Source organism: Chryseobacterium sp. RLHN22 (genome assembly GCF_051011795.1).
GTDB classification, from domain to species: domain Bacteria; phylum Bacteroidota; class Bacteroidia; order Flavobacteriales; family Weeksellaceae; genus Chryseobacterium; species Chryseobacterium zhengzhouense.
This window is the reverse complement of sequence record NZ_JBPCHW010000011.1, coordinates 99,677-114,224: the sequence shown is the minus strand read 5'-3', so window position 1 is coordinate 114,224 and position 14,548 is coordinate 99,677. Positions and strand designations below refer to the sequence as shown.

Here is a 14,548-nt window from a genome sequence, read left to right as displayed (position 1 = left end):
GTATGGAAAAATATTTTTACATTTTAAACTTTATACAATTATTTAATGAAAATTAATATATCATTTATTTTAATATTGAATTCTTGTATCTCGACAAAAGTAGGTTCTAAAAACAGCTACGATTATTCTTTTTTAAATGCAAATTCAAATATATTGTTGAAACTAAAGATAGTCTAAAAGTTAGGCAATTTAAATTTCTGAATCAGATAGAAAGTTCCATAATTGGATTAAAAGAAAATAAAGAAATGATAATTGATAAAAACAATGAAAAAATGTATTTTGAAAATAATTGATAAAAGAAAGTATTAATTGAATATAGAAAATATCATACTTTAGTAAAAAATTATCAATGAAATTTAAATTTTTTTTCAGCAGCATCTTTATATTTTTGCTTTACGGAAATCTAATTGCTCAAAATAATAATTCTGAAATGGAGGTAGTTTATAAAATGAATTACATTCCAGATAGCTTAAATACCGAAAAAAAAATATCTGTAGATAATCTTGTACTTTTATTTAATAACGATACATCGATTTATTTTAGCCAAGATGCAAAAACTTACTATGATTACCTGACTAAAGGTATTTCTACCATGCAAAATGGAAAGATATCTTTAGGTACTTTACCGCCGTATCCTCGATCAAGAGCAAGTGTTTATAAACATGGCGAAGTAATTACAGCAACTTTACCTGTTGGAAAATATTTCTATTCATTTGAAGAACCGAAATTAGAATGGATTTTGTTAAATGAAAAATCTGTTATCAATGGTACTAATTGCAATCTTGCAAAAACAACTACAGATACAGGTGACACATTTTTTGCTTGGTATTCAATGGAATATCCCTTTTCAGAAGGGCCATTTCGATTTAAAGGTTTACCCGGATTAATATTAAAGGTTTATAATAAGAATAAAACAATCGAAATAGAAGCGATTGGGATAAAAAAAGCTGTATTACCTATTGAACCCTTTTTGACAGCATCAAGTATTAAGATTAAAAATAAAAATACTTATTTAAAAACAAGAGCTGAATATAATGAAAACCCTAATATCCAGAATATGAACACTGGAATTATTGTAAAAAAAGATGGTGTACTTTTAGACAATAATACAGGTATGAAAAAAATTACAACAAATGTTTTTTTAGATTAATAAGTTTTCAATATGTTGTGAGTTTTAAGAAATTTTATTATTTTTAAGAAAATTTTTAAATATGAAAAAACTACTATTTGCAGGAGCAATCCTTTTCGGTACTTTTACTTTTGCTAACACAGGAAACACAGAAGAATTCTCTAAAAATGAGACTTCTAAAGAAAATCTTCAAGAAGTAAAAATTACTAATAATAATACACAGGCACTTTTAAAGCCAAGAGGGTATGTTACAATAGAATTTGACATCAATTGTGGTGGTCAGACAGGTCACATGACGGTAACATATCTTTCAGATAATAATGGTAGTTTGGGGGCATTGATTGAACTTGCAAATGCTATTAATCAAGGAACAATACAAGGTTGCCAACAAATGGCAGATCACGGATTAATTTAACTTACTTTATTTACTAATAAAGCTCTTCTATATCAGGAGAGCTTTTTTTATAGAAAATGGTAACATCAATTATCATATACAAAAATGTATATATTTATATTCAACTATATTATTAATTTTATGGAAAATAACGACTCAAAAAAAAATGATCTTAAAACGGATGAACTTTGTTCTGATTGTAAAGAACTTATTGGAAAAGGTCGCCATACACCTGCCCATAAAAACTTAGTACAAACAAGTTTTAATGATTCCAATGATCATGTAGATAATGTAGACCGTATTGGAAGTATCTGGAATAAAGTTGGGATCTGCCAGCATTTCAATATCCCTTTCTATAATAAGGGATTGAATCTTTGCCAGGATAGCACTGAACATATCAGCCACTGGTAACCATAGGTATACACTGATGTATCTGGTCAGCCATTGGGTAAGCGTAGACTGAAAACCATCCCAAACCGATATGGCAAATGCAATAGGACCAAGGATCGAAAGCACAATGAGAAAGAAAGTTCTGATTGTATCAATCACCAATGCCGCTGCCTGAAAGAGTATTTCCAGAAACTCTCTGAAACCGTCTCTGATATCTTTTTTAATGGCAAACATTTCCCGCTCTATATACATTCCAGACATCGTCACCAAATCAGAAGGTGACCATCCCAGTTCTTCCAATTTTTTGTCAAATTCTTCATCAGAAATGAGATATGCCATTTCAGGATTTCGAAGCATAGCCTCCCTTTCCAGCAGATCTTTTTTCTGCTGGAGTTCATTAAGATCTAATACCTGACCCTCCAGCATGGAGTGGCTACCCTGAACGATCGGACTTAATACTCCGTTGATGCTGCCCAAGACAATTGTTGAAAAGAACATAATGCAGATTCCAATGGCAAATGGTCTGAGCATAGGAAACAGATCAATCGGTTCGGCACGACTTAATGCCTGCCAAACCTTTACGGCCACATAAAATAATGCTCCCAGCCCTGCAACTCCTTTTGCTACTGCTGCCATGTCAGCACACATCGGCATCATCTCTTCATACACAGAACGAAGCACCTCATGTAAATTAGTAGGTTCCATCTTACCAGTATTTTTGATTAACGGTACCATACAGGTTGAGAACTCTCTGCGCGTTGTTCTGCTTTTTGGCTCTCAGATAACTGACAGAGATATTCTTATTGGTGTAATATCTTACCAGATTGTGATAATCTTTCACCTCTTTATATACTCTGTCAATAATTTCCATTCTTTCCTTATCATTCAATGATAGATTGGTAGAAGTGACAATCTGTTTTAGTTCTTTAAGCAGTTCAGTGCTTTCGTTCAATAGTGTTGAATAACCGTTAGCGATAGCGGTCAACTCCTGAGCATTGAAATTGGGATCATTCAGCATCTTTCCGAAATTATTGACATACATTTCGGAAACATCACCCACCAATAAAACAGTCTGCTGAACTTTACGGGCATCTTTTACTAAATTGTTTACTGCTTTCAGTTTGTCATAATATTCCTTACCTTGCTCATAAACCTTTTTAACTTCATTGAAGTTCTTAACTACATTCGAAACAGTCGATGAGGTCTGTACAATTTCATTGGCGGAGTTGAGTATTCCTGAAGCCAGATTAGCCGGATCAGTAACAACAAATTGCGCTTTCGCAAATGATGTTATAGCTAATACAATAACCATAACTGTTGTAATGATTGAATTTTTCATTGTTTTAAAATTTTAATGATTTAAGTTTCTTTTGTATTCGATTTGATTCTCTTAAGAGAAATCCTCTTGATGGCATGCTCTACATTGCCATCAAGTTCAGAAGCCAATTGCATGACTTCCATTTTCTCCGTTTCTTCTGTGGTATAGGCCAGATATTCTTCTGTGGAAACTTCCGTGGCATATACAGCAGAGTGCGTTCCTCCTAATCCGATCCAGACTTCTTTATACAGTCTTTTCGGATCATTATTCATATTGATGGAAAGAACCTGTGCTTTTTCTTTGTCTGTAAGACCCAGCATAGACTGAATATCATCAAACTTGTTCATGTATTTCCGCTGATCCAAAAGGATCTTACAGTCTGAATTGTTGATGATGCTTTCCTTAACTATTGGAGACTGAATAATGTCATCCACCTCCTGTGTAACCACTATGGCTTCTCCAAAGAATTTTCTGACCGTCTTGAAGAGATATTTAATGTATTCAGCCATTCCTTCTTTCGCAATTGCCTTCCAGGCTTCTTCGATCAGGATCAGTTTTCTGATTCCTTTCAGTCTTCGCATTTTGTTAATGAAAACTTCCATGATGATAATGGTTACAATGGGAAAAAGGATTTTATGATCCTTGATCGCATCAATTTCAAAAACGATAAATCGCTTAGAGAGAAGATCTAATTGCTTTTCTGAATTCAATAAGTAATCATATTCTCCGCCTTTATAATAAGGCTCTAAAACATTCAGAAAGTTGGCAATATCAAAGTCTTTTTCCCTGACTTTTTTTTGCTCTAATACTTTTTGATAATCATTTTTTACATACTCGTAAAAGCCATTAAATGAAGGGAACTGCTCATTATTTTTGATTCGATCAATATAGCCGCTGACTGCATTTGATAAAGCAACTTCTTCGGAGCGGGTTGGCGGTTCATCATCTCTTTTCCATAGTGTGAGAATAAGTGTTTTGATGCTTTCCCGTTTTTCTATATCAAAAACTCCATCATCAGTATAGAATGGATTGAAAGCAATCGGATTGTCTTCTGTATAAGTAGAGTAAACTCCATCTTCACCCTTTGTTTTACCTTTGATCAGTTCGCATAACCCCTGATAGGAATTTCCGGTGTCGACTAACAGAACATGGGCTCCCTGCTCATAATACTGCCTCACCATATGGTTGGTGAAAAAAGACTTCCCACTCCCCGAAGGTCCCAAAATGAACTTGTTTCGATTGGTAATGATTCCCTGTTTCATCGGCAGATCTGAAATATCCAGATGGATAGGTTTTCCCGTCAATCGGTCTGCCATCTTTATCCCAAAAGGTGAAGGGGAATCCTGATAATTGGTTTCTTCAGTGAAAAAGCATAATGCAGGTTCTATAAACGTGTAGAAACTTTCTTCACTTGGAAAATCTCCTGCATTCCCGGGAATTCCTGCCCAGTACAATGTTGCAGTATCTGTTGTGTTGTGACGGGGCTTGCATTCCATCAATGCCAAAGCGCTGCCAGTATCATTTTTTAATTGTTTGAGCTCCGCAGGACTGTCAGACCAACATATCACATTGAAATGGGCGCGAATAGACTGTAATCCGAAAGAGTGCGCTTCATTGAGATACTTTTCAATCCATTCTTTATTGATCTGATTGGCTCTGCTGTATCTTGCCAGAGAATGCATATTCCTGGCAGACTTTTCAAACTTAGTAAGATTGTCTTCACTATTGTCAATAAATAAATACTGATTGTAGATGTGATTGCAGCTGAGTAGCAGTCCAACCGGAGATGCAAATGAGAGTAAGCAGTCACTTCTGTCGGTACTTAACTTTTCGTATCTGCTGTGCGAAGAAACTGTACCCGGAAGATCATCCGTATCCGAAAGAGTGTGCATGCTGATGCGGTTGTTACCTATACGCATTTCTTCTGCTCCTAAGTTGAGGTCTTGGAGAGATGGATTAATTTCTCTAGACAGAGTCAGATACTGTTCTAACAATCCAGATTGTTTTTCTGTTCCTGTAATTTCATCAGCGGTTATCTTTTCTAAGAAAATAGATCCACTGTCGTTCATAATCCTTTCAAACTGATCAACCGCTTCCATGAACCTGCTGATCACTTCTTTATCCCTGATCTCTTTCGGAATCAAGACTCCTTTGCAAAGCGATGAGAAATTACTCTGCGTTCTCATCCTTTCCTTTGTAGTTTTGGTAATAAACAGGTAGCAATAATGATTCAGGAAAGGTCTTTCGTTAAAGTGCCTTTCAAAAGACCTGGACAGAAAACTTTGATCGTCAGTAGATAAATCGGGACGGTAATTTTCCTTGATAAACCAATCCTGTTTGTGAACGATGCTGTAATCAGGTAATGTCTTTATGGCTTTAAACCAAGCCGAATGGATAGCTTCATACTCAGCTGACGCTACCGTAAACAGTTCCGGAAGCCTTACCTTGAAACAAACCGTAACATCAACATCTTTTGAAATAATGCAGTTCTCTTCTACACCTAGCAGTGGAAATCTGCTTTCCAGCGTTGTCGCTTTGGATTGATTTCTCATGCTGTAGCTTTTTTAGAGTGTACCTTGATATACCTGAAAATGGATTTTCGGCTGATGATGTACCTTGGATGCTTCTTTTTTGCTCCCAATTTCATTAATCCATGTTCTCCATACTTTCTGTTGAGAGAAAAGGTCTTCCAAATGAGAAGACCAGAAATAGTTCCTCCAAGAAGTAAGCAGATATAGGTATTGACACCAGCCATATACATGATCATAATAAATACAAGTATTCCCAATAATCCTCCTGCAAAAATGAACAGGTACTGTGCTTTCAATCCTTTGAACTCAACCGTTCTTCCTATTCCCTTGTTGATATGATAGGTATTCATCATCAATGATTTTAAAGGAAGAATGAACGTAGGATGGTAGCTGCAACTATTAAAAAAATACAAGCTCCAAACCAGCTGGCAGCAGTTTTACTGGTATCAGGGTCACCATTGCTGAATTTGTTGTAAACCTTGACCCCGCCAATCAAGCCGACCACCGCACCAATGGCGTAGATCAGTTTCGTTGCCGGATCAAAATAGGAAGTAACCATTTGAGTGGCTTCATTGATTCCGGCAGAACCATTTCCCTGAGCATTCGTACTCAATCCGATTAACAGAAGCAATGCTGTTAACACGATTTTTTTTCTTTGTCTTTTCATAATGAATAGATTTTTATGATTATGAAAACCCATGCTTTATGGGTTCTGAGACAAAGGTGTTTGGTATGGGATTGCCACCTGAGAATTTGGTGTTTTCAGGAATTGTTTGGCCCTATAATGCTTTATAAAGAATATTTTGATTACTTTCAAAAAATAGTACTTAACCATGAAAGAACAATCAAAGAGACATCACTACATACCCAAATTCCTGAGTAAGAATTTTAGTGATGAAAACAATATGTTGTGGGTATATAACAAAGAATCCAAAAGAATTATCAGTAAGATGCAAAGTCCTAAAGCTATTTTCTTTGAAGATGGCAGGAATCTTTTTGATATAAATGGGAATAAGGGGGATAATATCGAAAGGATGTATGAAGAAGTAGATACTTTACTGTCTAAAACTTTAACAAAAATTTTAAAAAGTCAGCAGATGAGCGGTAGAGAACTTACATGGATGATTTATTTGGCTAATTTAACAAAGTGGAGAGTTCCCAAAGTTGATGATATTGCTAAAAATCTTGTTAAAGATATTCCTATAGAACAATTGGGCTTAGCGATACGTCCAATTGATTCAAGTAAGGAAATAACACAAGAAGTTATAAATAATTTAAATAAGAAAGAGATAATTCAGGAAACAAAACGAATACTTCTTTCAATACAGCCCATCTCAAATGAAGAAATTTTAGATGAGATTCATAAGAATTGCTTTATCACTTTTTATGATAAGTTTCCCTCTCTGATAGGGGATTGTCCTATTATTGAAGAAGACAATGCAAACTATAAGACTATGGGAAACTTTATATTTCCATTGAGTGACAGTGCGACTTTGGTTTGTAAAAAAGATGCGAAAAAAGAAATAAAAAGTGAGCTATTCTATATTTGGAAAGATTTGAACATCTTTCATTTATCACAAAAATATGTTGCTTGTAAAAGTCGTGATCAATTAGAAAAAATGGAAAAATTGTATAAAATAATGGTAGAAAAAGGAGATCTTCATTTTTTACAAAAAGCTGTTTTTGATCAAATAGTTTAGTGCTTTATAAAGAAAATAGGGAACTTCAAATGAATTTCCCTATTTCAAAATCATTGAGATCGCTTTTCCGCATATCGGAAGAACCGGATATTCCTTCATTGTTAAAAGAATTATCTAATAGTAATGCTATTTTATGGGAATCATTTTCCATAGAATTCTCAAGTAAGGTATATAATTCGGTTCCATAAGTTTTTTGAACGATCGCTGCTGCTGTTTCCTTTTGAGATAAGGTAAAACTATTTTGTTTCACAAACATCTCCACAGAGCTCAGTTCTTCAAAGGTAACCCCTTGGGCTAAACTGTTATCCTCACCGATTATTCTATACTTTTTCCATTCTTCTTCCTCTTCAATAAAATCAGGTTCACTATTAAAACCATATTCCGGCTCTTCCTGCGGATTTATTAGACTGATATTTTCGCCGATATCATATTCTATGTCTAAATTAGAAGGATCAAAACCAAGTTCATTTTCTTGTCTTTCAGAGGAAGTCATTGTCATAGAATGGAGTGAAGTTTTTGCTTCACCCATAATATTGGGTTGGTTTTTATTATTTGCGTGGTCTTCAGTTTTGTGAGTATGAGATTGTTTTCGGATAATTTTGTCATGGAGTAATAGTAGAATTATCGCCAGAAGACAAATGATGATGAGAGTTTCCATAGTTATAAAATGGGTTTAAAATGATTGTTAAAATAGTCCGTAATCTCGTTACCATATTCCAGAAAATGCTGTTCGAGAATATTGTCAATATAGGAATAGAGAGTTGTCCTTTCTTCTCTGGAAAGCTGTACAATTCGTAATAATCTTTCATGGTACTCCGGACGTATGTAGACCACTTTACCATTACGTCCTGAAGGAAAGCGATTCGTTAAAAAGGTCTCTTCATAGTTCAGCTTTTTAAAAGAATTGGTTTTTGCTTTTTCTTTGGACTTTTGAACAGCTTGTTTGGTTACATGATCTTGTTCATCAAGAGCGGTTTGTTCACCACTGATGACCTGCATTAAATATTCTTCATCAACGGTAGCCTTTTCTAAATCGTTGGTGTCATTGTTTGTAGCCATCTTTCGGGTTTTACAGATTTGTGATTCTTAGAAATTCTTCAACAAACAGATCCATTCTTGTCGCTTTTAAAAGCGGATTGTCTGCTGGTAACAGTGTTGATCTGAAAATACTGTTTCCGATATGGTCGGATTCCTTACGAAATCGTTTACTGTCCATGATTCGCGTATCCATTATATTCATCTGAAGAGTCGCAATCGCTTTTTCGTAGATTTCGTATAACCCGGTCTTTTCCCGACCATCAATCTGATTCCAGAATAGCCATAACGCTTGTTCCTGAAGATCATGCTCACCGGAAGGAAGAGCTATAAAAGCTTTGGTAAATCCTAATGTACTTTCTACAACCAAACGGTCAGCAGTCATGGGAGCAAAAATAAAATCCATCGATTTCAAGGTCGTCAGCACCCCTTTGGTATTGGCGGTACCAGGCAGATCATAAAAGATAATATCCGGAACTAGGGTAGTTTGTTTAATATATCGGGTAGATTCTTCTATTGCATTTTCTGCCTTACAGCGTATAATCGGATATGCTTTCTTATTGATCAGTTGGAATTGTTTCATAACAGCTTTCTTATGGTACTCGTTCAGCATAATTGCTTTTTTATCACGTTCCCTCATATTGCTTAGGCTGTATTGTGGAAAATCACAATCCATGACCAAAACATTGTATCCCAGGCGGTAATGTAATACGCTGGCAAGTAATATGGTAATCGTCGATTTTCCCACACCTCCTTTTTGAGTGGAGAAACTTACTTTTAAAGTTTTTTTTGTTGCTTTCATGATGAATGTATTTATTGTTGTTTTATAATGTTGAATGGTAACAATCTGTATAAGTTGATTTATATGCAGGGGTACTCCAGTATTATCTTAAAAATCTAAAGATGTATACATTTACTTCATTTTTACAGGGCATATCTGCAACTGCTTTGTTGAGAGAATACCTTTTTTTGAATATCTGTAACTGCTTTTCTACTTTTGCGCTTTTATAGTTTTAAAACTTTACATTTTTATGATTTACCCGTTTCATCATCAACTTTAAATTTTTCTGTAAAGAAAAGAGTCTTCAAAACCAGTACGGATCTTCAGGTAATTGCTGGTGTTATTTGGCAGTTATTGGAAGGGGGGATTATTGCAGATATCCGGTTGTTTCTGTTTACCTTGTTGCATACAATTTTAAGAAGAGTTGGTGTTTATTACAACATCTGAAAGATGTTGATTTCTTGTTACAATAGTTTTTGTAATACGATAAATATGGTGTTCACCTGAACACGGCAAGTTGTGTTTTGAGTGCCTCATAACTGTTTTTTGTGCCTCAAAACAACTTGCCCTGCCGGGAGCTTTGAAACACTCTCCGAAGTCGAGGTTTATAAACTTTAAATGGAAATCTAATGAATGATCAGAAAAATAATAGGAGAAGTAAAGGTGGGCGAAAGCCAAAGATAAACCCTTGTAATCACCGGTATGTTTTTCGGCTGGATGATGAAGATAATAGCAAATTTCTGTCTTTATTTGAAGCCTCTGGAATAGATAATAAAGCTAAATTTATAACTTCTGTATTGTTTTCAAAAGAAATAAAAACAGTAAAAATTGATAAAGGTACTGTTGATTTTTACATGAGGCTGACTTCCTTTTATTCCCAGTTCAGAGCAGTGGGCGTGAATTACAATCAGGTAGTTAAATTATTATACACTCATTTTACCGAAAAAAAAGCAGCAGCATTTCTGTATCAATTGGAGAGACACACTGCTGAACTTTCAGTGTTATGCCGGAAAATTATCGAATTGGCTAATGAATTTATTAACGGGAATATAGAAAAATGATGATTCAATGATTGCAAAAATTGGCAGAAGCAGTAATCTATATGGTGCCTTAGCCTATAATCATCATAAGGTGGAAAAGGGACAAGGACAAATTTTGTTGATGCATAAAATGGTAGAATCCACAGATGGGACGTATACAATATCCAAATTAATGAGATCTTTCGATCCTTATCTGGCTGCCAATCAAAAGACGGAAAAACATACTTTACATATATCGCTTAATCCAGATCCGAATGATAAGGTCAGTGATAAGGATTTTGTGAAGATGGCCGAAGAGTATATGAATGGAATGGGGTACGGTGAACAGCCTTACATGGTTTTTAAGCACACTGATATCGACCGTACCCATATTCATATTGTGTCTGTATGTGTTGATGAAAATGGCAGGAAAATATCAGATCGATTTGAGAAAAGGCGATCGATGAATATGTGCAGACAACTCGAAAATACCTATGATTTATGGCCAGCTGCAAAAGGGCAGAAGGTGAAAAATAACATGGTTTTCAAACCTGTTGATTATCAGACCGGAAATATTAGACATCAGATCGCCTCTGTCATCAGGAATATAGCTAATGTGTATTCCTTTAAAACGCTTGGAGAGTACAATGCGCTGCTTTCACTTTTCAATATAGCAGTTGAAAAAATTGAAGGTGAATTGCATGGCAAACCACAGCGGGGGTTGGTGTATTTTGCATTGGATACAAACAAACATAAAATTGGAAACCCATTGAAAGCTTCAAGGATTGGAAAAGCTGCACTCTTACCTGCACTGGAATCTCATTTTTTAAAAAGTAAAGAATCTATTCTTCAATCGAATAAAACTGAAATAAAGGGCTGGATTGATAATGCCCTCAAAGTGAGTCTTCATGAAAAAGATTTTGTTGAGAAATTAAAGTCTGTGGGTGTTAATACGATAATCCGCAGAAATGAAGCCGGACGTATGTATGGAATCACGTTTATCGATCATAACACCCAAACAGTATGGAATGGTTCAAATTTGGGAAAAGGATACTCCGCTGCTGTTTTTAATGATTTATGGAAGAACCAGGAGCATTTAAATAAATCCTCTGACGCAAAGCAGGCAGAAGCGAAATCACTCCCAACAAATCAATTTTTGCCCCTTCAACTTCATCCCTTATTTGGATTTTTAGATGATGGCAATGATGATTTACGTGACACTGAATCAATGGACTCATTTCCCGGATTGTTGCCAATAGTACAGAGAGAAGACGATGAAGAACAGTTTTTTTCACAGCAAATGCGAAAGTGGAAAAAGAAAAGAAAAAGATAGTCTGATGATTTCTTACTCTTAGGCTTCTTTTTGCATAATTGCCTGTACTTTTTGCTGTAATTCCTTTTTATCAGGTAAATACAACTGGTATTTGGAAACAAATATTTTATTAGAAATACCACCTGTTGCATATTCCACCAATACTTCATCTTTTTCCGCAGAAAGGATAATGCCTATAGGCTCATTATCATCCACAACATTTTCTTCAGATTTAAAGTAGTTCAGATATAAATTCATTTGTCCTATATCATTGTGCTCAACCTGTTTTATTTTTAAATCAATAAGTACAAAACATTTTAAGATACGGTGATAGAATACAAGATCAATATAAAAATGCCTGTTACGAAGTGATATCTTATACTGTCTTCCGACAAATGTAAAACCCTTTCCCAGTTCTAAAAGAAACATCTGCAGATTGTCAATAATCTTCTGTTCCAATGCTTTTTCGGTAACACGATGACTTTGAGGTAATTTAAGAAAGTCCAGGACATACGGATCTTTTATAGCCTCAGTAGAATCGGTCACAATATGACCTTTTTCCGCCAGTTGCAGTACACCCTTTTTATCCTTGCTCAATGCCAGTCTTTCAAAAAGGGAAGAGTTGATCTGCCTTTCCAGTTCGCGATAGCCCCAATTTTCCAGCACGGCCTGTTTTTCATAGAACTTCCTTGACGTATCATCAGAAATACCGAGCAAAGTAACCAGATGAGTCCAGCTTAATTTGGCAGGCACTGCCTGCCATTTCTGATAGGTCAGATAAAATCTGCGCATATCTAAAATATTACGCCTGCCAAATCCTTTGCCGTAACGCTGCCTTAGATCTTTGGAAAGTGTTGCCAGCAAGTTACTTCCGTATTCTGCACGTTCCTCACCATGCTGCTCGTATTCCACGATATGCCTGCCAATTTCCCAGTTGGCTTTCACCAGCTCGGTATTGACTGCCTTAACCGCATTTTGTCTTGCAACCTCAATAGCGGATCCGATACTGTCCAGTAGTTCTGTGTATTTTGATTGTACAGGTTTCATTGATATTTTGTTATAAGACAAATGTAAAAAATTCCTTGGTCAACAAATGCTATGATTCATGAGAAAATAAGTTTCAGCACTGTGCCAAACGCTTCCTTATAATGCCTGACACTGCCAGTGTAGAAAACAGACTTCTGTTACCCGATAAATTCAACATCCTAACTCTAAAAATAAATGATATGCAGGGTGAAGATGATCTACGGGGCTTAGCTAAAATTATGGCTTTTATGCGTGCCGTCAGTATTTTATTGGTACTGATGCATTATTACTGGTATTGTTATCCATTTTTTAGCGAAAAACATTAGAAAACTCTAAGCGAGTTAATACAGAGTAGATTACGTTAAGGAGATTTCTTATAGGTAACGATTTAGTAATGGTGCTAACTGCACTCACTTTCAGTAGTTTTCTCCTTGTAATTCAGTGCAAATTTACAAAATATGAATAACATCTTTTGTGCTAAGCAGAAGTTTTTTCCCTTTTTAAACACTATATAAAACAAATAGCATTCAGTATTAATTAGAGAAAAGTAAAACCATATAAGAAAAAAAATCTTACCCAACTTGGGTGTAACTTGGGAAAAAGAGCGATTGATAATCCCAATCTTTGTAAAGAGCAATTCATTCAATTGCAATTAGTATTCTAACAAAAACTATATTGCCATGAAATACTCTTTACATAAAATCATTGACGATGTAAGTCAATATGAAAGCAAAATTGTGAATGAGGCATCTGGATCTTTGGAAGAGGTACTCAAAATGATTAGCTATTTGCAAGAAGTCCTTACCTCATTAAAAGCATCCGTTATTGCAACCTATAAATTTCCAATATAAGTATCCCGCAACTGCTCCAACGATAATGCCAAAGATGGCAATCATATAATTATTAACGAACTTCTTCATATGTAACTTTTTCAAATTGTTTATTGCCTCAGTTATTAGTATTGCGGCATCCCGCAGTACTACAGCAGCCCTTATTCATTAAAGGTATTAATGCAAACAAGACTCCAAGACCTATAAGCATCCACTGTTTGTCCATGATGCCTTGCACAATCACAAAGAGACCTAATAAAAGCCTCAACACACGGATAATATTCCAGTTACTCAAATACTTTATCATTGTTATTTAATTTTTTTATATACGATTAGATATATCCTTTCCACATTCCAAAACCATTTGTTTTGCAACAATTCCTATAAAAAAATCCCTTATCAGTTTTTTACTGAGCTAATCTTAAATTCTATCATTATCCAAGTATACATTTTCAGAATCATTTTAAAATGTTTAGCTGATTAGTTTTTTTTTGAGGCCACGAATTATATCACTTGGGAACTGTTCCTATTATAAAAAATCCTTTTTCATGCTCACTGATTTTGAAATCAATAAATCCTGCATTTGCAAACAGTTCCGACCAGTCTCTTCTGCCGCCTCCTGAAAAAGGTGTAAAGGAACATATTAATTTAGCTCCTGGCACAAGTACCCGATAAACTTCCTTTAATGCATTAAGGGGATGGTCCCAAAAATGCATATTATCCATTGCAAGAGCTCCATTGAAACTATTGTCATCAAATGGCAGGTTTGAAGCTGTACCTTTAAAAAGAGCCATCCTGCCTGAACCTATTGCCTTGACATTTCGTTCGGCTGCCAGCTTGTGCATAAGATCTGACGGGTCGATACCTGTAACAGTTCCTTCTGGTAAAGCATTTGCAAGAACCTGAAGACCTATTCCAGGTCCAAATCCTATTTCAATAGCGCTGTCACTTGGAGTAAGACCAAGATGTTCAAAGGCTTGGATTGCCATAGTATCGCCTAAGCTAACCATCATAGAAGCTCCTCTTTGTCCCCATTTCCCTTCCGGTTTTACAAACATTCGATATATATCAAACATCTCTGAT

Annotated in this window: 15 protein-coding genes and 1 pseudogene; 6 read left to right on the top strand and 10 right to left on the bottom strand. The window is 35.4% G+C overall.

Annotation, left to right across the window (positions count from 1 at the left end):
* Nucleotides 1-349 precede the first annotated feature (349 nt).
* Nucleotides 350-1,150, top strand: coding sequence for a GLPGLI family protein (locus ACR1PN_RS12595; protein WP_433980312.1), 801 nt, complete (start codon nt 350-352; stop codon nt 1,148-1,150).
* Nucleotides 1,151-1,211: 61 nt separating this feature from the next.
* Entirely contained in the window at nt 1,212-1,544 is a 333-nt protein-coding gene (locus tag ACR1PN_RS12590; protein WP_433980311.1) for a hypothetical protein, read from the top strand.
* Nucleotides 1,545-1,769: 225 nt separating this feature from the next.
* Here ACR1PN_RS12590 and traJ read toward each other — a convergent pair whose 3' ends face one another.
* The 5 genes from traJ to ACR1PN_RS12565 are packed head-to-tail and all read right to left on the bottom strand — an operon-like array spanning nt 1,770 to nt 6,429.
* Nucleotides 1,770-2,618 (bottom strand): conjugative transposon protein TraJ, encoded by an 849-nt coding sequence (gene traJ, locus ACR1PN_RS12585; RefSeq protein ID WP_433980310.1) that lies wholly within the window; start codon nt 2,616-2,618, stop codon nt 1,770-1,772.
* Between the two features lies 1 nt (nt 2,619).
* The gene (locus ACR1PN_RS12580; protein WP_115929550.1) at nt 2,620-3,252 is read right to left on the bottom strand and encodes a DUF4141 domain-containing protein; all 633 of its coding nucleotides are present in this window, start codon (nt 3,250-3,252) and stop codon (nt 2,620-2,622) included.
* A 20-nt stretch (nt 3,253-3,272) separates the two neighbouring features.
* Nucleotides 3,273-5,783, bottom strand: a complete 2,511-nt coding sequence (locus ACR1PN_RS12575) for a TraG family conjugative transposon ATPase (RefSeq protein WP_433980309.1) — start codon at nt 5,781-5,783, stop codon at nt 3,273-3,275.
* Nucleotides 5,780-6,112 carry a DUF4133 domain-containing protein gene (locus tag ACR1PN_RS12570; protein WP_115929548.1) on the bottom strand — a complete coding sequence of 111 codons (333 nt, stop codon included), beginning with the start codon at nt 6,110-6,112 and terminating at the stop codon, nt 5,780-5,782. The genes ACR1PN_RS12575 and ACR1PN_RS12570 overlap by 4 nt, the downstream gene beginning before the upstream one ends.
* 11 nt (nt 6,113-6,123) lie before the next feature.
* Nucleotides 6,124-6,429, bottom strand: coding sequence for a DUF4134 domain-containing protein (locus ACR1PN_RS12565; RefSeq protein WP_433980308.1), 306 nt, complete (start codon nt 6,427-6,429; stop codon nt 6,124-6,126).
* 166 nt (nt 6,430-6,595) lie between these two features.
* On the opposite strand from ACR1PN_RS12565, the gene ACR1PN_RS12560 reads away from it, so the two are divergent.
* Entirely contained in the window at nt 6,596-7,462 is an 867-nt protein-coding gene (locus ACR1PN_RS12560; protein WP_433980307.1) for a DUF4238 domain-containing protein, read from the top strand.
* Nucleotides 7,463-7,487: 25 nt separating this feature from the next.
* Here the strand turns inward: ACR1PN_RS12560 and ACR1PN_RS12555 are convergent, their stop codons facing one another.
* The 3 genes from ACR1PN_RS12555 to ACR1PN_RS12545 are packed head-to-tail and all read right to left on the bottom strand — an operon-like array spanning nt 7,488 to nt 9,299.
* Entirely contained in the window at nt 7,488-8,120 is a 633-nt protein-coding gene (locus ACR1PN_RS12555) for a conjugal transfer protein TraD (RefSeq protein WP_433980306.1), read from the bottom strand.
* A gap of 2 nt (nt 8,121-8,122) precedes the next feature.
* A complete protein-coding gene (locus tag ACR1PN_RS12550) occupies nt 8,123-8,521 on the bottom strand; it encodes a DUF3408 domain-containing protein (protein ID WP_433980305.1) in 399 nt (132 codons plus the stop codon).
* A gap of 10 nt (nt 8,522-8,531) precedes the next feature.
* Nucleotides 8,532-9,299 carry a ParA family protein gene (locus ACR1PN_RS12545; protein ID WP_433980304.1) on the bottom strand — a complete coding sequence of 256 codons (768 nt, stop codon included), beginning with the start codon at nt 9,297-9,299 and terminating at the stop codon, nt 8,532-8,534.
* Nucleotides 9,300-9,907: 608 nt separating this feature from the next.
* Between ACR1PN_RS12545 and mobA the strand changes: the two genes are divergently transcribed.
* Complete coding sequence (gene mobA, locus ACR1PN_RS12540) at nt 9,908-10,339, top strand: conjugal transfer protein MobA (protein ID WP_378172455.1); 432 nt, start codon at nt 9,908-9,910, stop codon at nt 10,337-10,339.
* A gap of 7 nt (nt 10,340-10,346) precedes the next feature.
* The gene (gene mobB, locus ACR1PN_RS12535) at nt 10,347-11,630 is read left to right on the top strand and encodes a conjugal transfer protein MobB (RefSeq protein ID WP_378172451.1); all 1,284 of its coding nucleotides are present in this window, start codon (nt 10,347-10,349) and stop codon (nt 11,628-11,630) included.
* 18 nt (nt 11,631-11,648) lie between these two features.
* On the opposite strand, the gene ACR1PN_RS12530 is transcribed toward mobB, so the two are convergent.
* Entirely contained in the window at nt 11,649-12,656 is a 1,008-nt protein-coding gene (locus ACR1PN_RS12530) for a PDDEXK nuclease domain-containing protein (protein WP_378172448.1), read from the bottom strand.
* A gap of 179 nt (nt 12,657-12,835) precedes the next feature.
* Here ACR1PN_RS12530 and ACR1PN_RS12525 point away from each other — a divergent pair.
* Nucleotides 12,836-12,955, top strand: a pseudogene (locus tag ACR1PN_RS12525) (YWFCY domain-containing protein); the annotation flags it as partial.
* Nucleotides 12,956-13,974: 1,019 nt separating this feature from the next.
* Here ACR1PN_RS12525 and ACR1PN_RS12520 read toward each other — a convergent pair.
* Nucleotides 13,975-14,541: a class I SAM-dependent methyltransferase gene (locus ACR1PN_RS12520; RefSeq protein ID WP_433980303.1), complete on the bottom strand. Its 567-nt coding sequence runs from the start codon at nt 14,539-14,541 to the stop codon at nt 13,975-13,977.
* Between the last annotated feature and the right edge of the window lie 7 nt (nt 14,542-14,548).